Genomic DNA, 25888 nt, shown 5'->3' on the forward strand with positions numbered 1-25888 from the left:
TGCGTCACTTGGCTACTCTTCCTTGTCTGACGGGATGTCATTGGTCGGCTGCCCGTCCTGCTCCGGCAGCTCTCCGTTGATGCCGCTGGTGAAGGCGGCCAGCCACAGTCCCGGCTGGGGCGGCGGCTCCTCCGCGGCGGGTGGCGCGGGCGCGCGCCCCTCGGCGGCCCGTGCCCGCTGCCGCTCGGCGGCCGCGCCCCGGCCGAAGGGCAGCGGGGCCGGACCGCGCCGGCGACGGCGCTGGGGGAGGCCGTTGTCGGCCTGGGGCGGGGGAATGGGGTTGTCCATGATGGGCGAGGACGTCGGCTGCATCGGGATGCCGCCCGGACGCCGCTTCTTCTTCGCCGGCGGGAGCTTGGGGGCCCGGGCGATGTCGCCGCCGGGGAACCGGCTCGCGGTGATCAGCTCCGGGGGGATGACCAGCACCGCGCGGACGCCGCCGTACGCCGAGGGCCGCAGGGAGACCAGGAAGTCGTAGTCGTCGGCCAGCCGGCTGACCACCGCCAGGCCCAGCCGCGGGGACTCGCCGAGGTCGTCCAGGTCCAGGCCGCCCTCCTTGGACAGCACCCGGTCGGTACGGCGGCGGGCCTCGTCGGTCAGGCCCACGCCGGCGTCCTCGATCTCGATCGCGATGCCGGACTGGATGTCGACGGCGGTCAGGTGCACCCGGGTCTGCGGGGGCGAGTAGCGGGTGGCGTTGTCGAGCAGCTCGGCCAGCGCGTGGATGACGGGTTCGACGGCCGGTCCCACGACGGCGACGTCGGCCACCGAGTGCAGGTCGACGCGCTTGTACTCCAGGATCCGGGACATCGCCCCGCGCAGCACGTTGTACAGCGGGATCTCGGAGCGCCACTGCCGGCCGGGACGCGAACCGCCGAGGACGGCGATGCTGTCCGCGAGGCGGCCGGTCAGGGCGTTGCCGTGGTCCAGGTGCAGCAGGTCGCCGAAGACGTCGGGGTTGTTGCCGTGCTTGTGCTCCATCTCCCGGATGTCGTACGCCTGCTGGTGCACGATGGCCTGCATCCGGCGGGCGATGTTGACGAACGCCCGGTGCGCGGCGTCACGCAGGGCCTCCTCCGCCTGCACCGCCTCGATCACGGAGCGCACGACGGCCCGGTGGGCGGAGGCGAAGGACGGCTCCAGGTCGTGGGAGGGGATCGTCACCCTGACCACCTGGTCGGTGGGGGCGCCCCGGCGCATCAGCTTCAGCGCCTCGGGCAGGACCTCACGGGCGAACCGCCAGGTCTCGGCCTCGTGCTGGTCCAGCCGGTGCTGCAGTTCGGCGTCGCGGTCGGCCTGCCGGCGGCGCAGTGCGGTGATCACCCGCCCGCGCCGGGCCGCCTCGGCGGCGGCCAGGGCCACGGCCACCGTGGCGGCGGCCCCGCACCAGGCCACGGGTGCCCGGGCCGCCGGCGTCACGGACAGGACCGCCGCGACCGAGCAGACGGCCAGGACCAGGGGGGAGATCAGCCATATCAGCGCCGACGCGGGCCGCCTGGGAGCCGACGAGCCAGAACCAACCATCGAGATCCTCGGGAAACACTTGGTGCGGAACGTGGAAAGACTTCGGACGGGAAAGCGGAAATGCGGACAGCTTCGTGCAGCGCACGGCGGGGAGTGCGTACGGGAGCAGAACGGCGCTCCCGGGGCGGTGCCACGGCACTCGGCCGCGGCGAGCCGAAAGTCAAGACGGCTCGCTGCGCGACATGGAGCGTAGCCGGTCCCGTGGTGCTCCGGCGCGAAGTTGTCATATTCGCAGATCGGCCTGACGGGGAATTCGCGGACCGTCATAATGGCCCGCACAGGGATATGCGAATGCGTTTCCGAACGCGCTGCATGGGCGTTCGGAAGGCGGGGGCGATCACGCTCACGGGTGGTCCTCCGGCGAACCCTGCCCCCGTGCCCTCCCACGGGGCTAGGCTCGGCCCACCACATCCTCCGGGGAGACATCGTCATGTCGGGGCATCAGCGTGAACCGAACCCATCTGCCGCCCTGTTCGAGCGGGAGCGCGAGCTCGCCGTCGTCGAGCAGGCGGTGCACGGCCTGTGCGGCCGAGGTCCTCTCGGGAAGGACCGGGAGCCCGGCCGGGGCGGCGGGCTGCTGCTCTTCAGCGGCGAGGCCGGGCTGGGCAAGACGGCCCTGCTCAACGAGGCCCGGCGCATGGCCGCCGAATGCGCCTGCTGCACGGTCCTGTTCGGTCGCGGCAGCAAGTCGGCCGAGCAGGTCCCTTTCAATGTCGTCCGCCAGCTGCTGCAGCCCACGCTCGCGGCGATGACGCCCGCCGCCCGGCAGGAGATGCTGGGCGGCTGGTACGACATCGCCGGGCCCGCCCTGGGCATCGTGCCGCCCATCGAGCGGCAGGCCGATCCGCAGGGCGTGCGCGACGGCCTGGACTGGGTGATCACCCAGCTCGCCCAGGGCGGCCGGCGGCTCGTCGTCGTCATCGACGACGCCCACTGGTGCGACCCCGAATCCCTCGGCTGGCTCACCTCCTTCGCCGTGCGGCTGGGAGAGCTGCCCCTGCTGCTGGTGCTGGCCTACCGGCCCGAGGAACTGCCCGCCCACACCCCGGCCTTCCGCACGCTGGTCGAGGCCAGGGGCGTGCGCCCCGTCGAGCTGCGGGCCCTGACGCCCGAGGCCGTGGCCGGGCTGGTGCGCGAAGCCCTCGGGCCGAAGGCCGACGACCCCTTCTGCCGCGAGGTGTGGGCCGTCACCGGCGGAAACCCCTACGACACGGTCGAGCTGATAGCCAAGGCGCAGGACCGGGACATGAACCCGGTGGAGGAGTCGGCCGTGCTGCTGCGCGACCTCGGCGCCGCCGCCCGCGGCAAGGGCCTGGTCGCCCGGCTCGAACAGATGGGCCCCTCCGCCACCCGCTTCGCCTGGGCCGCGGCCGTCCTGGGCACGGAGATCGACGCCAAGCTGGTCACCGGGCTGGCCGGCATGGGGCCCTCGGAGGCGGCCGTCGCCGCCGACCGGCTGCGCGAGGCCCGCATCCTGACCGGTTCCAGCACCCTGGAGTTCGCCCACCCGCTGATCGCCACCGCCGTCTACCGGGCCATCCCGGCCGCGACCCGCACCGCCATGCACGGACAGGCCGCGTGGCTGTCCGCCGACGCCGGCCAGGGCGTGGCCGTCTCCGCCCGCCACCTGCTCGAAGTGCACCCCGACCAGGACCCCGACGTGGTCAGCCAGCTGCGCGCCGCGGCCCGGGAGCACCTCGCGGTCGGCGCACCGGACGCCGCCCGCCGCTGCCTGGAGCGCGCCCTGCAGGAGCCGCCGCCCGAGGAGGAGAAGGCCACCCTGCTGTACGAGCTGGGCTGCGCCACGCTGCTCACCTCGCCCAGGACCACCGTCAACCACCTGCGCAACGCCCTGGAACTGCCCGGGCTCAGCGAGGAGTTGCGGGTGGACGCCACCTACCGGCTCTCCCAGGCGTACGCGCACAACAACCAGCTGCGCGAGGCCGCCGACGTGGTGGCCGACCAGGCCTCCCGCACCCCGTCCGGCCCCGGGAGGATGCGCCTGCAGGCGGCCCACTACATGTGGAAGGGCATCCAGATCGAGGAGGAGGACTCCCAGGGCCGCTCCCGGCGCATCGCCGAGCTCGCCTGCCGGCTGGAGGGCCGGGACAACGCCGAGCGCGCCCTGCTCGTGCTGCGCGGCTTCGACGGCATGATCCGCGCCGAGAACGCCCTGCAGGTCACCGAGTTCATCGACCGCGCGCTGGTCGACGGCCGCCTCGCGGACGGCATGGGCTGGACCAACACCGAGTGGGGCTTCGAGATCCCCAGCGTCGTGGGCATCACCTACGCCTACTGCGACCGGCTCGACGAGGCCCAGGAGTTGTTCGACGAGGCGGTGCGCGCCTTCGAGATCTCCGGCTGGAGCGGCGCCCACCTGGCCTTCGCCCACGACTTCCGCGGCCTGGTGCTGCGCCGCCGCGGCGACCTCGTGGCGGCCGAGGAGGCGCTGCGCAAGGGGCTGGGCCTGGCCGACCGGCTCGGCCCGGGGCTGCCCATCCAGTGGGACGGCACCTGCATGCTCATCGACACCCTCCTGGCCCGGGGCAAGGTCGACGAGGCGCAGGAAGTGGCCGAGAAGAACTCCTTCTGCCCGCCCTATTCACCGGCCATCGTCCTGCCCGACGCCGCCTGTCTGGCGGGCCGGCTGCTGCTGGCGCGGGGCAAGGTCAAGGAGGCCGTCGCCGAGCTGGAGGCGGCCGGGCGCCGGTTGGAGGAGCGCGGCAGGCACAACACCCTGTGGGCGCCGTGGGCGTTCGACCTCGCCGAGGCGCTCGCGCAGGACGAGCCCGAGCGCGCCCGGGCCCTGTCGGACCAGGCGCTGCAGCACGCCAACCGGTTCGGCACGGAGACGGCCGTCGGTGAGGCGCTGCGCAGGTCGGCGGTCATGGCCGCGCCGGCGGAGCGCCTGGCCAAGCTCGCCAGAGCCGTGCAGCACCTGCGCCGGGCGCCCTGCCGCTACGAGTTCGCGGCGGCGCTGGTCGACCACGGTCTGGCGCTGCGGGAGTCCGGGCGGCACGACGAAGCGGCCGAACGGCTGCGCGAGGGCCTGACGGTGGCCGAGCAGTGCGGTGCGGACGGCCTCGTCACCACTGCCCGTACGGCCCTCGGCGAGGACGCCCCGGAGGGCGCCGGGCCCACCGGCTGAGGACGCGCCCGGGGAGCGGGCCGGTGACGCGTCACGAGGCGCGCCGGCCCGCTTTCCTCGCCGTGGATTTGGCGGGGGTGGATTTGGCGGTCTTCGACGTGCTGCTCGCGGCCGATTTCCGTGCGGTCGTCGTTTTGGCCGCGGTCTTCTTGGCCGCGGCCTTTTTCGTTCCCTTGATCGATTCCGCGGTCGTGCGGGACCGACTTCGATCGCTTGTTTTCGCCGCGGCCTTTTTCGTTGGCTTTTTGGCCCCTTCTCTCGCCCCCTCCTCCTTCGCCTCCTTCTTGCCCGCCGTGTCGATGGACGCCTGCAGCGCGGCCATCAGGTCGATGACGTTGTCGGGCGCCGCCGTGACCTTCTTCTTCGGCACCGGCCGGTGGTCCAGGTGCGCCTCGATCAGCTCGCGCAGCGCCACCTCGTACTCGTCCTCCAGGCCCGAGAGGTCGAAGTCCTCCGAGAGGGTGTCCATCAGGCTCGTGGCCATCTTCAGCTCCTGCGGCCGCACGGTGACCGACTCCGGCGGGGCCAGGCCCTGGGTCTCGCGCACCTCGTCCGGCCAGTACATGGTGTGCAGCGTCATCACGTCCTCGTGGACGCGCAGCACCGCCAGCGACTCCCGGGTGCGCAGTGCGATCTTGGTGACGGCCACCCGCTCCGTCTGCTTCAGCGTCTCCCGCAGCAGGACGTACGGCTTGTGGGCGGCCGGGCTGTCGGGGGCGAGGTAGTAGGAGCCGGCCAGGTGCACCGGGTCGATCCGGTCGGCATCGACGAAGGCCAGCACGTCGATGAGCTTCTTGCTGGGCACGGGCAGCTTCGTCAGCTCGTCCTGGGTGATCATGGCCGTGTGGCCCTCGTCGTCCTCGAAGCCCTTGGCGACGTGCTCGTAGTCGACCTCCTTGCCGCAGGCGTCGCACACGCGCTTCATGTGGATCCGGCCGCCGTCGGCGTCGTGGACCATGTGCAGCCGGACCCCGTGCTCCTGGATGGCGGCATAGAGCCGTACGGGAACGGAGACCAGGCCGAACCCGATGGCGCCCTTCCACATCGTCCGCATAGTTTCCACCCTTCGCGGGGAATTCCTACCTTATGCCCGCTTCCTCGGACAGGCAGGAGCGGCAGGTGGTGGAGGTCGAGGGGCACCGGCTGTCGCTCTCCCACCTCGACCGGCTGCTGTTCCCCGAGTCGGGGCACACCAAGGCGCAGGTGCTCCGCTACTACGCCGGGATCGCCCCCGCCCTGCTGCCCCACGCCGAAGGCCGCGCGGCCTCCTTCGTCCGCGCCCCCGAGGGCCCCGGCGGACAGAGCTGGATCGCCAAGAACCCGCCGGGCGGCTCGCCCGCCTGGGTGCCCCGGGCCCCCGTCCGGCACCGCGACGGCACCACCGAACAGGTGATGGTCGACACCACCGCCGCCCTGATCGCCATGGTCAACCTCGGCGCGTACGAGGTGCACGTGCCGCAGTGGCGCGCCGCGGCCGGACCCGACGCCCACGACCGCCTCGTCCTCGACCTCGACCCCGGCCCCGGGGTGGACCTGGTCGTGTGCTGCCGCGTCGCCCAGCGGCTGCGCCAGCTCCTCGCCGACGACGGACTCACCGCCCACCCGGTCGTCTCCGGCGCCAAGGGCCTCCACCTGTACGCCCCCATCGAACCGGCCCCCGGCCGGGCCGCCGGCCACTACGCCAAGGCGCTGGCCACACGCATGATGAAGGAGCACCCGGGGCTGATCGTGGTGTCCATGGTGCGGGCCGAACGGCGGGGCAAGGTCCTCGTCGACTGGTCGCAGAACGCCTCCGCGAAGACGACGGCCGCGCCGTACACGGTGCGGGTGCTGCCGGGGCGGCCGGGGGTGGCGGCGCCGGTGACGTGGGAGGAGGTGGCGGCCTGCGAGGACCCCGCGGATCTGGCCTTCACGCCGGAGGAGGTGCTGGAGCGCTTCACGGCGGACGGGGACCTGCTGGCCGGGCTCGCCACGGACGAGGAGCGTGCGCCGCTTCCGTAGGGGCTCCGGGACCGGCGGATCAGGGGGCCAGATCCGTCAGGTCCGGTCGCAGGCGGTGCCATGTCGGCTGCCGCAGCAGCCCCGTCGCCGTCCACCCCGTGAACGTCACCTCCGCCACCAGCCGCGGTTCGACGAAGTGCGCGCCGCGCACGTCCACCGGCCCGGTGAAGGGCGACGTCGGGCGCGCCAGCACCGCCAGGTAGCGGGCGAGGTCGCGGCGTTCGTGGTCGGAGAGCCCGGAGCCCACCGCCCCGGTGTAGCGCAGCCCCGCCGCCTCCCACTGCCCCGTCAGCACCGCCCCCGGCAGGCCCGTCAGGGCGCCGCGGCCCTCCGTCCAGCCGCCGATGACCGCGTCCAGGGTGACCACGTGCTTGGTCTTGCGCCAGTCGGGTGAGCGCAGCCCCGGCGTGTACGGCGAGGACAGCCGCTTGGCCAGGACGCCCTCGAAGCCGCTGCCGAGCGTGGCCTCCCAGGCCCGCTGCCCGTGGCCCTCCAGGTGGGCCGGCGCCGACCAGGCGGGCCCGGCGAGGCCGAGCCCGGCCAGGGCGGCCCGTCGTTCGCGGTAGCCCAGGGCCAGCAGCGAGGCGCCGTCGAGGTGCATGAGGTCGAAGAGCATGAGGTGCACGGGGTGGCGCAGGGCGAGCTCCGCCGCGCGCCGGGGGTTGAGCACGCCCATGCGCCGCTGGAGCAGGCCGAAGTCGGGGCGGCCGGCCTCGTCCAGGACCACCACCTCGCCGTCGAGCACCGCGCTGCGGCCGGTCAGCTGCTCGCCGAGGCCCTGGAGTTCGGGATAGGTACGCGTGGCGTCGTTCCCGGCCCGGGTGATCAGGCGCAGCGTGCCGTCGCCGGGCACCTCGGCGATGCAGCGGATGCCGTCCCACTTGACCTCGAAGCCCCAGGCGGCGTCCTCGCCGGGGCCGGGCAGCGGTCCGGGGGTGGCGAGCATGGGCCGGATCCGGGGGAGGTCGGCGGGCGGCGGGGTCACGTGGAGCCGGTCCAGTCCAGCAGGCGGTCCATCGGCCAGGTGGTGATGATGCGGTCGGCGGGGATCCCGCACTCCTCGGCCCGTGCACAGCCGTGGATCTGCCAGTCGAGCTGGCCGGGGGCGTGGGCGTCGCTGTCGATGGCGAACAGCACGCCGGCGTCGAGGGCCCGGCGCAGCAGCCGCCGGGGCGGGTCGAGTCGTTCGGGCCGGGAGTTGATCTCGACGGCGGTGCCGAAGCGGGCGCAGGCGGCGAAGACCAGGTCGGCGTCGAACTGCGACTCCGGTCGTGCCCGGCCGCCGTGCAGCCGGCCGGTGCAGTGGCCGAGGACGTCCACCAGGGGGCTGGCGACGGCGGCGACCAGGCGCCGGGTCATGCTCTCGGCGTCCATCCGCAGCTTGGAGTGGACGGAGGCGACCACCACGTCCAGTTGTTCGAGCAGCTCCTGTTCCTGGTCGAGGGAGCCGTCGTCGAGGATGTCGCACTCGATGCCGGTCAGCAGCCGGAAGCCGTCGCCGAGGCGCTCGTTGACCTCCGCGACCACCTGCAGCTGCTCGCGCAGCCGTTCGGCGGACAGGCCGCGGGCCACGGTGAGCCGGGGCGAGTGGTCGGTCAGGACGGCCCATTCGTGGCCGAGGTCGCGGGCCGTGCGGGCCATCTCCTCGATCGGGCTGCCCCCGTCGGACCAGTCCGAGTGCAGGTGGCAGTCGCCGCGCAGGGCCGCCCGCAGCGCCCGGCCGCCCTCGACGAGCGGGCCGCCGGCCTCCTCCTCCAGCCGGGCCAGGTAGCCGGGCACCTCCCCGCGCAGCGCCTCGATCGCCGCGGTCGCCGTCTTGGGGCCGACGCCCTTGAGGTCCGTCAGCGTCCCCGCATCCGCGCGGCGGCGCAATTCCCCCTCCGGCAGGGCCGCGAGCGCGCCCGCGGCCGTGCGGAAGGCCTTGACGCGGTACGTGGGAGCCTGGCTGCGCTCCAGCAGGAACGCGATGCGTTCCAGCGCCTCCACGGGGTCCATCGCACCACCTCCACCCCACCACCGTGCGGCACCCGGCGGGCGGACGCACGCGTTCGCCCGGTGCCCGCGATGGGCAGGTCACTCCTGCCATGGCCGTCAGGGAGAGGAGAGCCGGATGAGCGAGGCGCAGCGCGGGCCCGGTGATGCGGGGCGCCGCCGGGCGGTGGTCCTGGGCGGCAGCCTGGCGGGCATGCTGGCCGCCGCCGCGCTGGCGGGGCACGCCGGGGAGGTGGTGGTCGTCGAGCGGGACGTGCTGCCGGAGGAGGCCCGGCCGCGCAAGGGCCTGCCGCAAGCCCGCCACGCCCATCTGCTGATGTCGGGCGGTGTCCGGGCGATGGAGTCGCTGCTGCCGGGCGTGACGGCCGGGTGGCTGGCGGCGGGCGGCCGGCGGATGCCGCTGCCGGCGGCGGTGGTGTCGCTGTCGACGCAGGGCTGGATCCCCCGGACGGGCGAACAGCAGTACATGATCGCCTGCAGTCGTGACCTGCTGGACCTGGTCGTCCGCGAACGGGTGCGGGCGCTGCCGGGGGTGCGGTTCCTGGAGCGGACGGAGGTGCTGGGGCTCACCGGCGACGCCCGGCAGATCACCGGCGTACGGCTGCGCGACCTGGGCTCGGGCGAGGAGCGGTCGCTGGCGGCCGCCTTCGTCGTCGACGCCACCGGCCGGGCCTCGCAGGCGCCGCGCTGGCTGACCGGGCTGGGGCTGCCGGCCGTACGGGAGGTCACGGTGGACTCCGGCCTGGTCTATGCCACCCGGATCTTCCGCGCCCCGCCGGGTTCGCAGGACTTCCCCATCGTCAGCGTCGCCCCGGAGCCGGGCACGTCCCGGCCGGGCCGGGCCTCGACGCTGTACCCCATCGAGGGCGGCCGCTGGCTGGTGACGCTCTCCGGCACCCGCGGCGGCGAGCCGACGGCGGTGAACGAGGAGTTCGAGCCCTTCGCCCGCACCCTGCGCCACCCGATCATCGCGGACCTCGTCGCCGCCGCCGAGCCGCTGACCGACGTCCGCCTGACGCGCTCCACCGTCAACCGGCGCCGCCACTTCGAGCGGCTGGGCGCCTGGCCGGGCGGCTTCCTCGTGACCGGTGACGCCCTGGCCGCGTTCAACCCGGTCTACGGGCACGGCATGTCGGTGGCGGCCATGGGCGCGGTGGCCCTGCGCGGGCTCCTGCCGGACGGCGGCCTGACCGATCCGCGGCTCGCCCGCCGGGCGCAGCAGGCGATCGCCCGTACGGCCGAGGCGGCCTGGTCCATGGCGGTGGGGGAGGACGTGCACTACCCCGGCGCGATCGGCGAACGGCCGCCCGCCGCGGCCCGGCTGCTGCGCGGCTATGTGCAGCGGATGATGCGCACGGCCACCGTGGACCCCGTGGTGACGCGGTCGCTGATCGACGTGATGACCCTCTCCCGGCCACTGTCGGCGGTCTTCGCGCCCGCGGTGGCGCTGCGGGTGCTGCGCGGCCCGACCACCACGCCCCCGGCCGGCCCGCCGATCACCGCGGCCGAACGGACCGCGGCGGGCCTGGCCCCGGCGGACCCGGGTCCCTGCGACCCGGCCCCCCGCTGACCCTCACGGCGCCCCGTAAGGGGCGCGGGGAACTGCGCGACAAGCCAGGACGTGCCCGCAGATGCGTCGGCTGCGGGCCGCCCGTGGCCGATCGCGCCCACGCGGCGGCAGCCGCAGATCGGCACTGCCCCGCGCCCCTAGGGGGCGTCGGCCAACCGCGTCGGTGGCAGGAACTCGCCCTGCAGGGTGCGGTGCCACCAGGCGCCGGTCTCCCGGAGCTCGCGCCATGTGGTGAAGCGGTACCGGTACAGCCGGGCCCGTACGTGGGTCGGCGGGGCGTCGGGGAAGGGGTTGTGCCGCAGGAGGCGCAGGGTCGCCGGGTCGCCCGTCAGCAGCCGTTCGACGAAGGGGCCGAACCAGTCGCGGGCGTAGCCCGGCGAGATGCCCGCGAACCACATGAGCCAGTCGAGTCGCAGGTGGTACGGCGCGTACTGGCGCGGCAGCCGCCCCGGCTCGCCGGGCTTGCCCTTGAAGCCGTACTCCCGCCAGACGGTCGTGGTGGTGGGCACCGGCTCGTCGGTGCCCTCGACCACCACCTCGTAGCGGCGGCGGTTGATGCTGCCGAAGGCGCCGTACGTGTTGACCAGGTGGAAGGCGTTGAACGACATGTTCATGCGCTGCTGCCGCGAGAGCAGGTTGCGCGCCGGCCACCAGCTCAGGACGGCGACCAGCGCGGTCGCGGCGAGCACCAGGACGGCGTACCACGGCGGCGCGCCGCCGGCCGGGGCCGGCTCGGGCAGGGAGAGCAGGTCCGCCATGGCCGAGCCGTCGACCGCGGAGAAGGTCAGGACGATGGTCACCCAGTTCAGCCAGGCGAAGTTGCCCGAGGCCACCAGCCACAGCTGGGTGACGATGATCAGCCCCGCCGCCACGCTCGCGTACGGCTGGGGGGTGAAGAGCCCGAAGGGCACGACGAGCTGTGCCACGTGGTTGGCGGCCGTCTCCACCCGGTGCAGCGGCTTGGGCAGGTGGTGGAAGAACCAACTGAGCGGGCCGGGCATGGGCTGGGTCTCGTGGTGGTAGTACAGGCAGGTCAGGTCCCGCCAGCAGGGGTCGCCGCGCAGTTTGATCAGGCCCGCGCCGAATTCGACGCGGAAGACCAGCCAGCGCATCAGCCACAGCACGAGCACCGGGGCGTCGGTGCGTGCGTTGCCGAGGAAGACCGCGAGGAATCCGGCCTCCAGCAGCAGCGACTCCCAGCCGAAGCCGTACCAGGTCTGGCCGACGTTGACGATCGACAGGTACATGGCCCACAGCAGCGCCCACATCACCATCGCGGCCCACAGCGGCACCGCGTCCGCGGCGCCCGCCACGACCGCCACGGACAGCAGCGCCCCGCTCCAGGACCAGGCGGCGAAGAAGCGGTCGGAGTAGTGCACGTGGAAGACGCCGGGCGCCCGGCGCCAGGTGACGTACGCCAGGTAGCGGGGGACGGGCAGCATCCCCCGTTCGCCGATCAGCGCCCGGAACTGCAGGGCCGCAGCCAGGAAGGCGACCAGGTAGAGGGCCGCGAGGCCGCGCTGCAGCACCAGCCGGCTCAGCCCGTACCCGCCGGCCGTGAACCACTCCATGCCGGTATCCGTACCACCGGGCCGCCCGGCCGATCGCCGTCGCATCGAAGAAACCGATAAAAGGTGGCAAAGTTGCTCATATGGTTGATCGGGGAGCGGCGACGCCTGCCGCCGTACCGCCGCCGGAGGACTGGCCCGCCCGCCCGGAGACGGCCCTCGCCCTCAACCGGATGGGCAGCTTCGACTGGGACCTCGGCACCGGCCGCATCCACCTGGACGAGCAGGCGCACGAGGTGCTCGGCGTGCCGCCGGAGACCTTCCACGGCCACATCGACGAGCTCGCCGGCCGGGTGCCGCGCACCGACGCCATGCGGGTGGACGGCGAGGTCACCCGCGCACTGAAGGACGGCAGCGAGATCTACGGCGTCTACTACCGGGTCCGGCTGCCCGACGGCGGCCTGCGCTGGACGTACGCCCAGGGGCGCATCCGGCGCGACGAGGCCGGCCGGCCCAGCCGCATCGTCGGCATCGTGCGCGACGCCACCGAGGAGCTGGGCCACGGCGCCCCGCGCGAAGTGGACGACGACCGCCGCCACCAGACCACCGTCGTCGAGACCATCACGGCCGCCCTCGCCCACGCCCGCACCGTCCAGGACGTGATCGACTTCTTCAAGGACCCGCGCGCCGTCGAGTACCTCGGCTCCGACCTGCTCGTTCTCGGCCTCCTCGACTCCGGCCGCATCCACCTCGTCGCCGAGGGGCCCTCCGAGCACTTCATCCCCGGCACCCGCTACACCCGCATCGACGACAACTTCCCCATGAGCGAGGTCATCCGCACCCTGGCCCCGCGCTTCATCGAGTCCCCGGAGGAGTTCGCCGACTGCTACCCCTGGCTGTACGAGCGCATCCGGGACATCGGCATCGCCTCGGCCGCCTACCTCCCGCTGATCGCCCAGGGCCGGGCCATCGGCGCCCTCGGCCTGCTCTACCGGGAGTCCCGCGGCTTCACCCGCCAGGAGCGCAACCTCTTCATCGCCCTCGGCAGCAGCCTCGCCCAGGCCATAGCCCGCGCCATGCTCTTCGACCAGGAACACGACCTCGCCGAGGGCCTGCAGCAGTCCATGCTGCCCCGCCGCCTGCCCGACGTCCCCGGCGCCCAGATCGCCGCCCGCTACCGTTCGGCCCGCATGGGCCGCGACATCGGCGGCGACTGGTACGACGCCATCCCGCTGCCCGGCGGCCGGGTCGGCGCCGTCATCGGCGACGTCCAGGGCCACGACACCCATGCCGCCGCCGTCATGGGCCAGCTGCGCATCGTGCTGCGCGCCTACGCCACCGAGGGCCACGCCCCCGCCACCGTCATGGCCCGCGCCTCGGTCTTCCTCCACGAACTGGAGACCGACCGCTTCGCCACCTGCACCTACGCCGAGGCCGACCTGGCCACCGGGGTCGTCCACCTCGTCCGCGCCGGCCACATGGACCCGCTGCTGCGCCACACCGACGGCACCTGCCGCCGGCTGCCGGTCTCCGGCGGCCTGCCGCTCGGGCTCTCCGCCGAGTTCGGCCGCCCCGACTACCCGGTCACCACCATGGAACTGGACCCGGGCGAGACGCTGCTGCTGTTCACCGACGGCCTGGTCGAGCAGCCCGGCTCCGACCTCGACGAGGGCATGCGGCACCTGACCGACCTCGTCCGCAAGGGCCCCTACGACCTGGACGGGCTCGCCGACCTGCTGTGCGAGGACGTGGGCGAGCGGCTCGGCGAGGACGACATGGCCCTGTTGCTGCTGCGCCGGCACGGCCCGGCCACCCGCGGCGGCGGCCGCCTCCAGCAGCACATCGCCCCCGCCGACCCCGAGGCCCTCTCCGCCGGCCGGCACATGATCCGCGCCGCCGTACGGGCCTGGGGCGCCCGCGAACGCGCCGACGAAATCGAACTGGCCGCCGACGAGTTGGTCACCAACGCCCTGCTGCACACCGACGGCGCGGCGGTCGTGACGATCCGTATGCTCACCGGCCCCGTACGCCGCCTGCGCGTCGAGGTCGAGGACCGCTCCAGCGCCCTGCCCCGCCGCCGGGAACCGGGCGAGTCCGGCGTCTCCGGCCGCGGCCTGATGCTCGTCGACCGCCTCGCCGACTCCTGGGGCGTCGAACCGCGCGGTTCCGGAAAATCCGTCTGGTGCGAGTTCGTCGTGACCGACGGACACCGCGACGAGGACCGGCCCGCCGACTGACGCCAAGCGGCGACCACCCGACCACGCCCCGGAAGAGGTCAAGGTCACAGCCGTTGCCCCTGCTGCCGGACGGGCCCGCTCCCCTAACGTTCCCCCCATGACGGTCCTGCCTGATGACGGCTTCGTCCTGGCCGCCGAATTCCCGCCCGCGACCCGCGAACAGTGGCAGCACCTCGTCCAAGGGGTCCTCGCCAAGGCGGGCGGCACGGCGCAGGGCGCGGCTGCCGAGGACGCCCTGGCCACCGCCCTCGAGGACGGGCTGGCCACGCGCCCCCTCTACACCGCGGACGACGGCCGCGCCACGGCCGCCGCCACCGGCTGGCCCGGCTTCCCGCCCTTCGTGCGCGGCGCCCGGCCCGAGGGCACCACCACCGGCTGGGACGTACGCCAGCACCACCGCGACCCCGACCCGCGCCGCACCAACGAGGCCGTCCTCGCCGACCTGGAGAACGGCGTCACCAGCCTGTGGCTCGCCACCGGCGGAGCGCACCTGCCCGTCGAGGCCCTGCCCACCGCGCTCGACGGCGTCTACCTCGACCTCGCCCCCGTCGTCCTCGACGCCGGAGCCGAGTTCGAGGCCGCGGCCGGGCAGCTGCTGCGGCTGTACGACGAGCGCGACCTGGCCCCCGGGGCCCCGTGCGGCAACCTCGGCGCCGACCCGCTGGGCACCCTCGCCCGCACCGGCACCGACGCCGACCCCACCGGCCCCCTCGCGGCCGCCGCCGCCCTCGCCGAGCGCTGCCTGACGACCCGGCCCGGCGTGCGCGCCCTGACCGTCGACGCACTGCCCTACCACGAGGCCGGCGCCTCCCCCGCCCAGGAACTGGGCTGCTCCCTGGCCACCGGCGTCGCCTACCTGCGCGCCCTCACCGACGCCGGCCTCGGCGTCGAGCAGGCCCTGGCCCAGCTGGAGTTCCGCTACGCGGCCACCGCCGACCAGTTCGTGACCATCGCCAAACTGCGCGCCGCACGCCGCCTGTGGGCGCGCGTCGCCGAGGTCAGCGGCGCCGCGCCCGCCGCCGGCGCCCAGCGCCAGCACGCCGTGACCTCCCCGGTGATGATGGCCCGCCGCGACCCGTGGGTGAACATGCTGCGCACCACCATCGCCTGCCTGGCCGCGGGCGTCGGCGGCGCGGAGGCGGTGACCGTCCTGCCCTTCGACCAGGCCCTCGGCCTGCCCGACGCCTTCGCCCGCCGCATCGCCCGCAACACCTCGTCGATCCTGCTGGAGGAGTCCCACCTCGCCCGCGTCGCCGACCCGGCCGGCGGCTCCTGGTACGTCGAGCGGCTCACCGACGAACTCGCCCACGCCGCCTGGGCCTTCTTCCAGGAGCTCGAACGCGCCGGCGGCCAGGCCGCCGCGCTGCGCTCCGGACTGGTCGGCGAACGCATCGCCGCCACCTGGGCGGACCGCTCACGGCGCCTGGCCACCCGCCGCGAACCGATCACCGGCGTCAGCGAGTTCCCGCACCTCGCCGAGCAGCCCGTCCACCGCGAGAGCGCCCCCGCCGCCCCCGCGGGCGGCCTGCCCCGGGTGCGCCGCGACGAGGCGTACGAGGCCCTGCGGGCACGCTCCGACGCCCACCTCGCCGCCACCGGCGCCCGCCCGCGCGTCCTGCTCGCCACCCTCGGCCCCGCCGCCGCGCACACCGGGCGTGCCACCTTCGCCGCCAACCTCTTCCAGGCCGGCGGCATCGAACCCCTCCAGGCCGCCGTCGACGCCGGCACGGCCGCCGCTGCCCTGGCGGACAGCGGCACCACCGTCGCCTGCCTGTGCTCCAGCGACGCCCTCTACGCCGAGCAGGCACCCGCCGTCGCCGCCGCCCTCAAGGCGGCCGGCGCCACCCGCGTGCACCTCGCGGGCAAGCCCTCGGGCGCCCAGCGGGAAACCTTCGAACAGGCCGGCGTCGACGCGTTCGTCTTCGCCGGCGGCGACGCCGTCGCCGTCCTCTCCTCCGTCCTGGACCACCTGGGAGTGGCGTGATGCGCATTCCGGACTTCTCCCGCATCGACCTGGGCACCCCCGCCGGCGGCCCGGCCGACGCCACGGCCTGGCGCTCGGCCCTGAAGGAGAGCACCGGCCACCGGGCCGAGGACCTGGTGTGGGAGACCCCCGAGGGCATCGGCGTCAAGCCGCTCTACGGCGCCGAGGACCTCGCCGGCCTGGACTTCCTCGACACCTACCCGGGCATCGCGCCCTACCTGCGCGGCCCCTACCCGACGATGTACGTCAACCAGCCCTGGACCATCCGGCAGTACGCCGGCTTCTCCACGGCCGAGGAGTCCAACGCCTTCTACCGCCGCAATCTCGCGGCCGGCCAGAAGGGCCTGTCCGTCGCCTTCGACCTGCCCACCCACCGCGGCTACGACAGCGACCACCCGCGCGTGACCGGCGACGTGGGCATGGCCGGCGTCGCCATCGACTCGATCTACGACATGCGGCAGCTGTTCGACGGCATCCCGCTGGACCGCATGACCGTCTCCATGACGATGAACGGCGCCGTGCTGCCCGTCCTCGCGCTGTACATCGTCGCCGCCGAGGAACAGGGCGTACCGCCCGAGAAGCTGGCCGGGACCATCCAGAACGACATCCTCAAGGAGTTCATGGTCCGCAACACCTACATCTACCCGCCCCGGCCCTCGATGCGGATCATCTCCGACATCTTCGCGTACACCTCGCAGAAGATGCCGCGCTACAACTCCATCTCCATCTCCGGCTACCACATCCAGGAAGCCGGCGCCACGGCCGACCTGGAGCTGGCCTACACCCTCGCCGACGGCGTGGAGTACCTGCGCGCCGGCCGGGACGCCGGCCTCGACGTCGACGCCTTCGCCCCCCGCCTGTCCTTCTTCTGGGCGATCGGCATGAACTTCTTCATGGAGATCGCCAAACTGCGGGCCGCCCGGCTGCTGTGGGCCAAGCTCGTCGCGCAGTTCGAGCCGAAGAACACCAAGTCGCTGTCGCTGCGCACCCATTCGCAGACCTCCGGCTGGTCGCTGACCGCCCAGGACGTCTTCAACAACGTCGCCCGCACCTGCGTCGAGGCCATGGCCGCCACCCAGGGCCACACCCAGTCCCTGCACACCAACGCCCTCGACGAGGCGCTGGCCCTGCCCACCGACTTCTCCGCCCGCATCGCCCGAAACACCCAGCTGCTGTTGCAGCAGGAATCCGGCACCTGCCGCGTCATCGACCCCTGGGGCGGCAGCGCCTACGTCGAACGCCTCACCCACGACCTGGCCCGCCGCGCCTGGCAGCACATCCAGGAGGTCGAGGCCGCCGGCGGCATGGCCCGGGCCATCGACGCCGGCATCCCCAAGATGCGCGTCGAGGAGGCAGCGGCCCGCACCCAGGCCCGCATCGACTCCGGCCGGCAGCCGGTCATCGGCGTCAACAAGTACCGCGTCGAGGCCGACGAGCAGATCGAGGTCCTCAAGGTCGACAACTCCTCCGTCCGTGCCCAGCAGATCGACAAGCTCCGCCGGTTGCGCGCCGAACGCGACGAGGCCGCCTGCCAGGACGCCCTGCGCGCCCTGACGAACGCCGCCGCGGCCACGCCCGGCCCCGGCCTGGAGGGCAACCTCCTCGCCCTCGCCGTCGACGCCGCCCGCGCCAAGGCCACCGTCGGCGAGATCTCCGACGCCCTGGAGAAGGTCTACGGACGCCACGCCGGCCAGATCCGTACGATCTCCGGTGTGTACCGCGAAGAGGCAGGACAGTCGGCCGCCGTCGAACGCACCCGCACCCTGGTCGAGGCGTTCGAGCAGGAGGAGGGCCGCCGGCCGCGCATCCTGGTCGCCAAGATGGGCCAGGACGGCCACGACCGCGGCCAGAAGGTCATCGCCAGCGCCTTCGCCGACCTCGGCTTCGACGTCGACGTCGGCCCCCTCTTCCAGACCCCCGCCGAGGTCGCCCGGCAGGCGGTGGAGGCCGACGTGCACATCGTCGGCGTCTCCTCGCTGGCCGCCGGCCACCTCACGCTCGTCCCCGCCCTGCGCGAGGAGCTGGCGGAACAGGGCCGCGAGGACATCATGATCGTGGTGGGCGGCGTCATCCCGCCCCAGGACGTGCCGACCCTGCTGGAGATGGGCGCCGCCGCGGTCTTCCCGCCCGGCACGGTCATCCCCGACGCCGCCCACGACCTGCTGAAGACCCTCGCCGGGGTCCTCGGCCACGAGCTGTGATCGCATGGCCCGCGCGATAGACATCGACGCCTACGTCAAGGGCGTTCTCGACGGCAGGCGAGCCGCCGTCGCGCGCGCCATCACCCTCGTCGAGTCCCGCCGCGGCGACCACCGCGAGCACGCCCGGCGCATGCTCACCGAACTCCTGCCGCACGCCGGACGCGCCCGCCGCATCGGCATCTCCGGCGTGCCCGGCGTCGGCAAGTCCACCTTCATCGACGCCTTCGGCACCATGCTCACCGGGCTCGGCCACCGCGTCGCCGTCCTCGCCGTCGACCCGTCCTCCGGGCGCACCGGCGGCAGCATCCTCGGCGACAAGACCCGCATGGAACGCCTGGCCGTCGACCCCGCCGCCTTCGTCCGCCCCTCGCCGACCGCCGGCACGCTCGGCGGCGTCGCCCGCGCCACCCGCGAGGCCATGGTGGTCATGGAGGCCGCCGGCTACGACGTGGTGCTCGTCGAAACGGTCGGCGTCGGCCAGTCCGAGACGGCCGTCGCCGGCATGGTCGACACCTTCCTGCTGCTCACCCTCGCCCGCACCGGCGACCAGCTCCAGGGCATCAAGAAGGGCGTCCTGGAACTGGCCGACGTCATCGCCGTCAACAAGGCCGACGGACCGCACGAACGCGACGCGAAGGCCGCGGCACGCGAACTGGCCGGCGCCCTGCGGCTGCTGCACGGCCCCGACGCCGCCTGGAACGCGCCCGTCCTCACCTGCAGCGGCCGCGAGGGCGCGGGCCTGGACGTGCTGTGGGAGCGCATCGAACAGCACCGCCGGGTCCTGGACGCCACGGGCGCACTGGACGCGCGCCGCCAGGGGCAGCAGGTGGAGTGGGTCTGGAGCATGGTCCGCGACCAGCTCCTGACGGAACTGCGGCAACACGAGGGGGTACGGACGCTGGCGCCGCAGCTGGAGCGCGAGGTGCGCGAGGGCACCCTCCCGGCGAGCGCCGCCGCCGAGCGCCTGCTGCAGGCATTCCGGGGCGAGCAGTAGGCGGGACGGCCCGCACCACCCCCGGGTCCGGTCCCCGGCGGAACGTGGCATCCTGAGCCGTCACAGTTCGCCGGACCGAGGGTGCACCACATGAGACTCTGCTTCCTGGTGGAGGAGCAGTACCGGCACGACGGCATGCCGGTGGACGTCATCCGCCAACTCACCGCCTGGGGGCACCACGTGGACGTGCTGCGCCCCGGCAGCTCCCTGGTTCCCCTGTCCGAAGCGGTACGAACCGGGCAGCACGACGCATGGGTGCTCAAGACGGTCTCCGGCGGTCCGGGGCTGAGCCTTCTCGAAGCCGCCGCGGCCGTGGGCGTGGTGACCGTCAACGACGCGCGCTCGATCCGCGCCGTGCGCGACAAGGTGCGGGCCGCGGTCGTGGCGGAGGCCCACGGGCTGCCGGTGCCGCCGACGTTCGCCGCCGCCGACGCCCGGCAGTTCGCGGAGCTGCCCGAGTCGCTCTTCCCGCTCGTCGTCAAGCCGGCCGACGGCAGCTCCGGCCGCGCCGTACGGCTCGTGGCGTCCCCCGACCAGCTGCTGCCCACCACCACCGGATCCCTGCTCATCGCCCAGCCCTACGTGGCCAACTCCGGCACCGACCTCAAGGTCTACTGCGTGGACGGCGAGTTCCACGGCACCGAGCGCCGCAGCCCGCTGCACCCGGACCGCCCGGCCCACGAGCGCACCGTGCCCCTGCCGCCCGGGATCGCCGCCGTCGCCGCCGCGGTGGGCGAGGCGTACGGCCTCGACCTGTACGGCGTGGACATCGTGCTGGGCCCCGACGGACCCGTGGTCGTGGACGTCAACGACTTCCCCAGCTTCCGCCAGGTGCCGGACGCCGTCGCCAAGGTCTCCCGGGCCGTGCTGCGCCTCGCGGCACGGACGGATGCCGCACCGCTCACGCACGCGGCCGGCGGCCTCGCATGAGGATATGCCTGCTCACCCCCGACCCGACGCACCCGCTGCTCGCCGAGACGACAGCCCTGCTGACGCCCCGCCACGAGGTGGAGTGGCTCGACCCGGGCACGTACGAGGGCCTGCCGGATCCGGCCGGACTCGCCGACGTCTATCTGCTCAAGACCCGCACACCGCGCGCCCTGGAGCTCGCCCGGCACCTGGAGGCGCACGGCGCCCCCGTCGTCAACTCCGCCTCGGCCACCGAGCTGTGCCAGGACCGCACCGCCATGGCCGAGGTCGCGCTGCGCGCCGGGCTGCCGTTCGTGACCACCCGCACCGAGCCCTCGCTGGCCGGGCTCGCCGCGACCGGCGGACCCGGCGGCCCGGTGGTCGTCAAGAGCCGGCACAGCCGCCGCGGCGACCTGGTCGCCCTCGTCGACGGACCGGACCGGCTGCGGGAGCTGGCCGGGCAGTGGCCGGGGGAGCCCGTCGTCGTCCAGCCCTTCACCCCCAACGACGGCTGGGACCACAAACTGTGGGTGGTCGCGGACGAGGTCTTCGCCGCCCTGCGCCGCTCGGAGCTGGCCCCGCCCGTACCCGGCCCGCGCACCCGCTCCTTTCCGCCGGCGGACCTGCCGCCGGGGTGGCTGGAAGCGGTACGCCGGGTGGGCGAGGTCTTCGCGCTGGACGTCTACGGCGTGGACCTGCTGGACGCCGGCGGGGAGCCCGTGATCGTCGACATCAACGCCTTCCCCGGCATCCGCGGCCAGCAGGGCGCCCCCCACGCGCTGGCCGCCCTGGCCCTGCGCACGGCCACCGGCACCCGCGCACCGCGCGTACCGGCGGTCAGCCCCTGACGGCGGCTCGATCAGCCGCCCACCGCTTCGAGCACCGGCAGCAGGGCACCGGGCCGCCGCTCCACCGGGAGGTGCTCCACCAGGTGCACCGCGCAGCCGATGCGGGCGGCCCCGCCGTCGTTGACGGCGTCGTCACCGACCATGAGCACCTCCTGCGGCGGCAGCCCCAGCGCCTCGCAGGCCGCATGGAACAACCGGGGGTCGGGCTTCTGCACACCGTGCTCGTACGACAGCACGTAGACCTCCACCAGCGGGTCCAGGCCGTATTCGCGGAAGATCGGCCGCAGGTCCCAGCCCACGTTGCTGACCACGGCGGTCCGTACACCGCGCCGGCGCAGGCCGCCGAGCACCGCGGCGGCGTCGGCGTACGGCCGCCACGCGCCCGGCTCCATGTGCCGGGCGTACAGCACCTCGTACAGCCCCGGCACCGGCATCGGCACACGGCCCGCCATCGCGAAGTAGGCGGCCCGGTGCTCCTCGGCACTGCTGTCGCGCCGCGCCCACACGGCGGCGAGCTCGTCGGGGACATGCGCCGGCAGCGGCCCGCCCGGCTGCGCGCCGGCCTCCTCCAGACGGCGCACGAGCCCCTCGAACTCGCCCTCCGGCAGGGCGGTTCCCGTCCGCTCCAGCGCGGCGCGCAGCCACGAGGCCGTCGACTCGATGCACAGCAGGGTGCCGGAGAAGTCGAAGAGAACGCCCTTGGGGTGACTCATGGCACCACTGTGCCATGCGCCCAGGGCGTCCGGCGGGTCTTCGACGCGGGGCAGTGCGTCGACTGCGTGCCGTCGGTGGCCGATCGCGCTAAGGGGCGCCGTGGCTGGTGCAGTGCCCCGTAGGGGCGCGGGGAACTGCGCGACAAGCCACGACGCACCCGCAGACGGGGTGCCGTGTCGCGCCCACGCCGCGGCAGCCGCAGGGCACGGCCTAGCCGCCGAGGGCGCTCAGGCCGGGGACGAAGGTCACCAGCACGGGGACGAACGGCACCAGCGAGGCCACCGCCGTCAGGCGCAGTCGCTGCGGCACCGTCAGCCGGGGGGCGGGCGCCAGCAGGCGGTCGACGCGGTCGGGCAGCTGGGACAGGCCGGAGGGGCCGGGGCCGAAGACACCGCGGTCCTCGTTGAGTTCGACCAGGGCGAGGGCGGTCGCCAGCCGGCCCGTGCGGCGGGAGGCGCAGTCGTCCGCCGCGAGCTCGACCAGGTGGTGCACCTGGTCGCGGAAGGCCGCGAAGACCGGCACCTGCGGGAAGCCGTCCGCCAGCGCGGCCGAGCAGTGCAGCAGCCAGTCGTGGCGGGCCCGGGCGTGGCCCTGTTCGTGGGCGAGCACGGCGTCCAGCTGGGAGCCGTCCAGCCGGCGCAGCGCCGCGGTGGTGATCACCAGGCGGGGTGCGGTGCCGCCGCGCAGCAGCCAGGCGTCCGGGCGGTCGCTCTCCAGCACCACCAGGCGCTCGCCGCCGCGCCGTTCGCCCGGCAGCCGCGGCGAGCGCACCCGCAGCTCGGCCCGCCGCCGGCGGCGCCGGGCCCGGCGCACCTCGCGGGTGAGCATCGCCGCCGTCCACAGGGCGCCGGTGGCCAGCAGGATGGCCAGGGGCGCGGCCCAGGAGCCGTACACGCCCAGGGCGTAGGCCTCCATCACCCCGTGCGGCGCGAGGGCGAAGACGTGGCCGCGCACCGCCTCCCAGGCGGCGGCCGCGCTGAGCGACATCGCGAGCGCGCAGCACAACAGGACGGCGCCCACCGCGCATTGCCACACCCACAGCGCCAGCACCGGTTCGCGGGCGGGCCAGTCGGCGCGGGTCAGGACGCGCGGGGCCAGGGCCGCGACGAGGGCGGCCAGGAGCAGCAGCGCGAGCGGGACCATCATGGGCGTGTGTACCCCCCGGACCGAAGTGATGGGTGCCTGCTGCGACCCTAGTGGCCGGACGGCCTGGCGCGCAGTGGTCCCGCCCACGCCGGGGCCGGGCGGTCTCAGCGCACGCGCCCGCGCGGTGTGAGGGGACCGGGCGGCAGGGCGGGGGCGGCGAGGCGCGCGCCGTCGTAGCCGTGCACCTCGCCGAAGCGGGAGGAGCCGGACATCCACTCCTCGCGCGCCCGGACGATCTCCTCGTGCCCGCGGCCCACGAAGTTCCACCACATCACGATCCGCTCCTCGAACGGCTCGCCGCCCAGCAGCATGAACGCGCTGTCCACCGAGGCCCGCAGCGGCAGTTCCGTGCGCCCGCAGCCCAGGTACAGCATCGATCCGGGGGCCAGTGGCACACCGTCGACCTCGGCCTCGCCGGACATCGTCAGCACCGCGTACTCGAAGTCGGGGTCGACCGGCAGCCGGGCCGACGTGCCGGCCGCGAGGGAGACGTCCGCGCCGACGAGGGGGGTGTAGGCGGTGGCGGGCGAGGCCGCGCCGGCGAGCTCGCCCATGAGTACGGTGGCGGCCAGGCCCGCGCCGCCCGTCACCCGCGGCAGCTCGGCGTGGTGCTCCCAGGCGGGCGCGGTGTGCCGGTGCGCCTCGGGCAGCGCCACCCACAGCTGTGCCCCGCGCAGCAGCGGGGCGTGCTCGTGCGGGGACTCCTCCGAGTGGGCGATGCCGCGCCCCGATGTCATCAGCCCCAGCTGCCCCGGCCGCAGCGTCTGCCTGCTGCCGAGGCTGTCGCGGTGCAGGATCTCGCCGTCGTGCAGCCAGCTGACGGTCTGCAGGCCGATGTGCGGGTGCGGCGGGACCTGCATGCCGGGCTCGTCCGCGATGTCGTCGGGCCCGTAGTGGTCGACGAAGCACCACGCCCCGACCATGCGCCTGCCCATGCTGGGCAGAAGCCGGCGCACGACGGTGCTCTCGCCCAGCGGCACGCGCTTGGCGGGCAGCAACTCCCGCACGGGACCGCCCGGTACGCCACCGCGGCCACCGCAGGGGGTGGGGACGGGGCGCAGGTCGAGATTGCTCATGGGCACACTGTGCCACGCCAAGGCCCCCGCCCGGCGGAAGCCGGAGCGGGGGCCGGGGGAAGGCGGCGGGATCAGCCCTTGCGGGACTTGACCTCGTCCGTCAGCTGCGGGACGACCTCGAACAGGTCGCCCACGACGCCGTAGTCGGCGAGCTCGAAGATCGGGGCCTCGGAGTCCTTGTTGATGGCCACGATGGTCTTCGAGGTCTGCATGCCGGCCCGGTGCTGGATGGCGCCGGAGATGCCCGCCGCGATGTACAGCTGCGGCGAGACGGACTTGCCGGTCTGGCCGACCTGGTTGGTGTGCGGGTACCAGCCGGCGTCGACGGCGGCGCGGGAGGCGCCGACGGCCGCACCGAGGGAGTCGGCGAGGGCCTCGATGATCCCGAAGTTCTCGGCGCCGTTGACGCCGCGGCCGCCGGAGACCACGATCGCGGCCTCGGTCAGCTCGGGACGGCCGGTCGACTCGCGCGGGGTGCGGGAGACGACCTTGGTGCCGGTGGCCAGCTCGCCGAAGCTCACGGCCAGCTGCTCGACCGTACCGGCGGCCGGGGCGGCCTCGGGGGCGGCCGAGTTGGGCTTGACGGTGATGACCGGCGTGCCCTTGGTGACGCGGGACTTGGTGGTGTACGACGCGGCGAAGACCGACTGCGTGGCCACCGGGCCCTCGTCGCCGGCCGCCAGGTCGACGGCGTCGGTGATGATGCCGGAGCCGATGCGCACCGCGAGGCGCCCGGCGATCTCCTTGCCCTCGGCGGAGGAGGGGATCAGCACGGCGGCGGGGGAGACGGCCTCGTAGGCCGCCTGCAGGGCGTCGACCTTGGGCACGACGAGGTAGTCGGCGAACTCGGGGGCGTCGGCGGTGAGGACCTTGACCGCGCCGTACTCGGCGAGGGTCGCGGCGGCGGTGTCGGCACCGGCGCCCAGGTGCACGGCGACGGGCTCGCCGATGCGGCGGGCGAGCGTCAGCAGCTCCAGGGTGGGCTTGCGGACGGCGCCGTCCACGTGGTCGACGTAGACGAGGACTTCAGCCATGGCGTTGCTCTCCTGCGGGGAAACGAGGACGGGAAGGGGACGGCGCGGCTCAGATGAACTTCTGGCCCGCGAGGAACTCGGCGAGCTGCTTGCCGCCCTCGCCCTCGTCCGTGACGATGGTGCCGGCCGTGCGGGCCGGGCGCTCCGTGGCCTCCTCGACCGCGGTCGAGGCGCCCTCCAGGCCGACCTCGTCCGCCTCGATGTCCAGGTCGGACAGGTCCAGGGACTCCACCGGCTTCTTCTTGGCGGCCATGATGCCCTTGAAGGACGGGTAGCGCGCCTCGCCCGACTGGTCGGTGACGGAGACGACGGCCGGCAGGGCGGCCTCCAGCTGCTCGCTGGCGGCGTCGCCGTCGCGGCGGCCGGTGACCTTGCCGTCGGCCACGGCGACCTCGGAGAGCAGGGTGACCTGCGGGACGCCCAGGCGCTCGGCGAGCATTGCCGGCAGCACGCCCATGCCGCCGTCGGTGGAGGCCATGCCGCTGATCACCAGGTCGAAGCCGGTCTTCTCGACGGCCTTGGCCAGCACCAGGGAGGTGCCGAGCGCGTCGGTGCCGTGCAGGTCGTCGTCCTCGACGTGGACGGCCTTGTCGGCGCCCATCGACAGCGCCTTGCGCAGCGCGTCGTTGGCGTCCTCGGGGCCGATGGTCAGGACGGTGATCTCCGCCTCGCCGTCGGCCGCCTCCTTGATCTGCAGCGCCTGCTCGACCGCGTACTCGTCGAGCTCCGAGAGCAGGCCGTCCACGTCGTCGCGGTCGACGGTCAGGTCTTCGGCGAAGTGCCGGTCGCCGGTGGCGTCGGGCACGTACTTCACACAGACAACGATCCTCAAGCTCACGCCGGCTCTCCTACTGCATCGTCTCTATCAAAGCTGCCTTGACAGGCAGCATAGGCGCCTGGTGGGGCGGGATCCCGGTCGGCGGCGTCCTCGCTCCGAACGGAATGTTACTCGTCAGTACATCGAGCGTGGTGACCGAACGCAAGGCCGGTCCACTGTGATCT

General features: G+C 74.1%; 19 protein-coding genes. 9 read left to right on the forward strand and 10 right to left on the reverse strand.

Annotated elements, in window-relative coordinates; translation table 11 throughout:
• Positions 1-12: 12 nt before the first annotated feature.
• Positions 13-1524 (reverse strand): ATP-binding protein, encoded by a 1512-nt coding sequence (locus AC27L3_RS00135; RefSeq protein WP_487231868.1) that lies wholly within the window; start codon positions 1522-1524, stop codon positions 13-15.
• A gap of 430 nt (positions 1525-1954) precedes the next feature.
• Between AC27L3_RS00135 and AC27L3_RS00140 the strand changes: the two genes are divergently transcribed.
• The gene (locus AC27L3_RS00140) at positions 1955-4672 is read left to right on the forward strand and encodes an ATP-binding protein (RefSeq protein WP_487231869.1); all 2718 of its coding nucleotides are present in this window, start codon (positions 1955-1957) and stop codon (positions 4670-4672) included.
• A 31-nt stretch (positions 4673-4703) separates the two neighbouring features.
• On the opposite strand, the gene ku is transcribed toward AC27L3_RS00140, so the two are convergent.
• Positions 4704-5726, reverse strand: coding sequence for a non-homologous end joining protein Ku (gene ku, locus AC27L3_RS00145; RefSeq protein WP_487231870.1), 1023 nt, complete (start codon positions 5724-5726; stop codon positions 4704-4706).
• 32 nt (positions 5727-5758) lie between these two features.
• Between ku and ligD (AC27L3_RS00150) the strand changes: the two genes are divergently transcribed.
• Positions 5759-6673, forward strand: coding sequence for a non-homologous end-joining DNA ligase (ligD, locus tag AC27L3_RS00150; RefSeq protein ID WP_487231871.1), 915 nt, complete (start codon positions 5759-5761; stop codon positions 6671-6673).
• 19 nt (positions 6674-6692) lie between these two features.
• Here ligD (AC27L3_RS00150) and ligD (AC27L3_RS00155) read toward each other — a convergent pair whose 3' ends face one another.
• Both ligD (AC27L3_RS00155) and AC27L3_RS00160 read right to left on the reverse strand, forming a co-directional pair.
• Positions 6693-7658 carry a non-homologous end-joining DNA ligase gene (gene ligD / locus AC27L3_RS00155; RefSeq protein ID WP_487231872.1) on the reverse strand — a complete coding sequence of 322 codons (966 nt, stop codon included), beginning with the start codon at positions 7656-7658 and terminating at the stop codon, positions 6693-6695.
• Entirely contained in the window at positions 7655-8668 is a 1014-nt protein-coding gene (locus AC27L3_RS00160; protein WP_487231873.1) for a PHP domain-containing protein, read from the reverse strand. The genes ligD (AC27L3_RS00155) and AC27L3_RS00160 overlap by 4 nt, the downstream gene beginning before the upstream one ends.
• 115 nt (positions 8669-8783) lie before the next feature.
• Here AC27L3_RS00160 and AC27L3_RS00165 point away from each other — a divergent pair, with 115 nt between their 5' ends.
• The gene (locus AC27L3_RS00165) at positions 8784-10235 is read left to right on the forward strand and encodes an NAD(P)/FAD-dependent oxidoreductase (RefSeq protein ID WP_487231874.1); all 1452 of its coding nucleotides are present in this window, start codon (positions 8784-8786) and stop codon (positions 10233-10235) included.
• 137 nt (positions 10236-10372) lie between these two features.
• Here AC27L3_RS00165 and AC27L3_RS00170 read toward each other — a convergent pair whose 3' ends face one another.
• Positions 10373-11806 carry a lipase maturation factor family protein gene (locus AC27L3_RS00170; protein ID WP_487231875.1) on the reverse strand — a complete coding sequence of 478 codons (1434 nt, stop codon included), beginning with the start codon at positions 11804-11806 and terminating at the stop codon, positions 10373-10375.
• An 80-nt stretch (positions 11807-11886) separates the two neighbouring features.
• Between AC27L3_RS00170 and AC27L3_RS00175 the strand changes: the two genes are divergently transcribed.
• From AC27L3_RS00175 to AC27L3_RS00200, 6 genes are all read left to right on the forward strand, one after another.
• The gene (locus AC27L3_RS00175) at positions 11887-13980 is read left to right on the forward strand and encodes a SpoIIE family protein phosphatase (RefSeq protein WP_487231876.1); all 2094 of its coding nucleotides are present in this window, start codon (positions 11887-11889) and stop codon (positions 13978-13980) included.
• A gap of 97 nt (positions 13981-14077) precedes the next feature.
• Positions 14078-15964: a methylmalonyl-CoA mutase family protein gene (locus AC27L3_RS00180; protein WP_487231877.1), complete on the forward strand. Its 1887-nt coding sequence runs from the start codon at positions 14078-14080 to the stop codon at positions 15962-15964.
• The gene (scpA, locus tag AC27L3_RS00185) at positions 15964-18165 is read left to right on the forward strand and encodes a methylmalonyl-CoA mutase (RefSeq protein ID WP_487231878.1); all 2202 of its coding nucleotides are present in this window, start codon (positions 15964-15966) and stop codon (positions 18163-18165) included. The genes AC27L3_RS00180 and scpA overlap by 1 nt, the downstream gene beginning before the upstream one ends.
• 4 nt (positions 18166-18169) lie before the next feature.
• Positions 18170-19159 (forward strand): methylmalonyl Co-A mutase-associated GTPase MeaB, encoded by a 990-nt coding sequence (gene meaB / locus AC27L3_RS00190; RefSeq protein WP_487231879.1) that lies wholly within the window; start codon positions 18170-18172, stop codon positions 19157-19159.
• Between the two features lie 90 nt (positions 19160-19249).
• The gene (locus tag AC27L3_RS00195; protein WP_487231880.1) at positions 19250-20089 is read left to right on the forward strand and encodes an ATP-grasp domain-containing protein; all 840 of its coding nucleotides are present in this window, start codon (positions 19250-19252) and stop codon (positions 20087-20089) included.
• On the forward strand, positions 20086-20916 hold the full coding sequence (locus AC27L3_RS00200; RefSeq protein ID WP_487231881.1) for an ATP-grasp domain-containing protein: 831 nt from the start codon (positions 20086-20088) through the stop codon (positions 20914-20916). The genes AC27L3_RS00195 and AC27L3_RS00200 overlap by 4 nt, the downstream gene beginning before the upstream one ends.
• An 11-nt stretch (positions 20917-20927) precedes the next feature.
• Here the strand turns inward: AC27L3_RS00200 and AC27L3_RS00205 are convergent, their stop codons facing one another.
• The 5 genes from AC27L3_RS00205 to AC27L3_RS00225 all read right to left on the reverse strand — a co-directional run bounded on the left by AC27L3_RS00205 (position 20928) and on the right by AC27L3_RS00225 (position 25724).
• Entirely contained in the window at positions 20928-21629 is a 702-nt protein-coding gene (locus AC27L3_RS00205; RefSeq protein ID WP_487231882.1) for an HAD family hydrolase, read from the reverse strand.
• A 211-nt stretch (positions 21630-21840) separates the two neighbouring features.
• Complete coding sequence (locus AC27L3_RS00210) at positions 21841-22776, reverse strand: M56 family metallopeptidase (protein ID WP_487231883.1); 936 nt, start codon at positions 22774-22776, stop codon at positions 21841-21843.
• Positions 22777-22880: 104 nt separating this feature from the next.
• On the reverse strand, positions 22881-23852 hold the full coding sequence (locus AC27L3_RS00215; protein ID WP_487231884.1) for a pirin family protein: 972 nt from the start codon (positions 23850-23852) through the stop codon (positions 22881-22883).
• Between the two features lie 71 nt (positions 23853-23923).
• Positions 23924-24886, reverse strand: a complete 963-nt coding sequence (locus AC27L3_RS00220) for an electron transfer flavoprotein subunit alpha/FixB family protein (protein WP_487231885.1) — start codon at positions 24884-24886, stop codon at positions 23924-23926.
• Between the two features lie 49 nt (positions 24887-24935).
• Positions 24936-25724, reverse strand: coding sequence for an electron transfer flavoprotein subunit beta/FixA family protein (locus tag AC27L3_RS00225; protein WP_487231886.1), 789 nt, complete (start codon positions 25722-25724; stop codon positions 24936-24938).
• Positions 25725-25888 lie beyond the last annotated feature (164 nt).

Source organism: Streptomyces sp. PKA51 (assembly GCF_057552455.1).

What these genes read in the sequence shown, in the direction of transcription:
- AC27L3_RS00195 (WP_487231880.1), top strand. Translation starts at nt 19,250, where the DNA reads ATGAGACTCTGCTTCCTGGTGGAGGAGCAGTACCGGCACGACGGCATG.
- AC27L3_RS00175 (WP_487231876.1), top strand. Translation starts at nt 11,887, where the DNA reads ATGGTTGATCGGGGAGCGGCGACGCCTGCCGCCGTACCGCCGCCGGAG.
- AC27L3_RS00220 (WP_487231885.1), bottom strand. Translation starts at nt 24,886, where the DNA reads ATGGCTGAAGTCCTCGTCTACGTCGACCACGTGGACGGCGCCGTCCGC.
- AC27L3_RS00200 (WP_487231881.1), top strand. Translation starts at nt 20,086, where the DNA reads ATGAGGATATGCCTGCTCACCCCCGACCCGACGCACCCGCTGCTCGCC.
- scpA (WP_487231878.1), top strand. Translation starts at nt 15,964, where the DNA reads ATGCGCATTCCGGACTTCTCCCGCATCGACCTGGGCACCCCCGCCGGC.
- ku (WP_487231870.1), bottom strand. Translation starts at nt 5,726, where the DNA reads ATGCGGACGATGTGGAAGGGCGCCATCGGGTTCGGCCTGGTCTCCGTT.
- AC27L3_RS00140 (WP_487231869.1), top strand. Translation starts at nt 1,955, where the DNA reads ATGTCGGGGCATCAGCGTGAACCGAACCCATCTGCCGCCCTGTTCGAG.
- AC27L3_RS00160 (WP_487231873.1), bottom strand. Translation starts at nt 8,668, where the DNA reads ATGGACCCCGTGGAGGCGCTGGAACGCATCGCGTTCCTGCTGGAGCGC.
- AC27L3_RS00180 (WP_487231877.1), top strand. Translation starts at nt 14,078, where the DNA reads ATGACGGTCCTGCCTGATGACGGCTTCGTCCTGGCCGCCGAATTCCCG.
- ligD (WP_487231871.1), top strand. Translation starts at nt 5,759, where the DNA reads ATGCCCGCTTCCTCGGACAGGCAGGAGCGGCAGGTGGTGGAGGTCGAG.
- AC27L3_RS00135 (WP_487231868.1), bottom strand. Translation starts at nt 1,524, where the DNA reads ATGGTTGGTTCTGGCTCGTCGGCTCCCAGGCGGCCCGCGTCGGCGCTG.
- AC27L3_RS00205 (WP_487231882.1), bottom strand. Translation starts at nt 21,629, where the DNA reads ATGAGTCACCCCAAGGGCGTTCTCTTCGACTTCTCCGGCACCCTGCTG.
- AC27L3_RS00170 (WP_487231875.1), bottom strand. Translation starts at nt 11,806, where the DNA reads ATGGAGTGGTTCACGGCCGGCGGGTACGGGCTGAGCCGGCTGGTGCTG.
- meaB (WP_487231879.1), top strand. Translation starts at nt 18,170, where the DNA reads ATGGCCCGCGCGATAGACATCGACGCCTACGTCAAGGGCGTTCTCGAC.
- AC27L3_RS00165 (WP_487231874.1), top strand. Translation starts at nt 8,784, where the DNA reads ATGAGCGAGGCGCAGCGCGGGCCCGGTGATGCGGGGCGCCGCCGGGCG.
- AC27L3_RS00210 (WP_487231883.1), bottom strand. Translation starts at nt 22,776, where the DNA reads ATGATGGTCCCGCTCGCGCTGCTGCTCCTGGCCGCCCTCGTCGCGGCC.
- AC27L3_RS00215 (WP_487231884.1), bottom strand. Translation starts at nt 23,852, where the DNA reads ATGAGCAATCTCGACCTGCGCCCCGTCCCCACCCCCTGCGGTGGCCGC.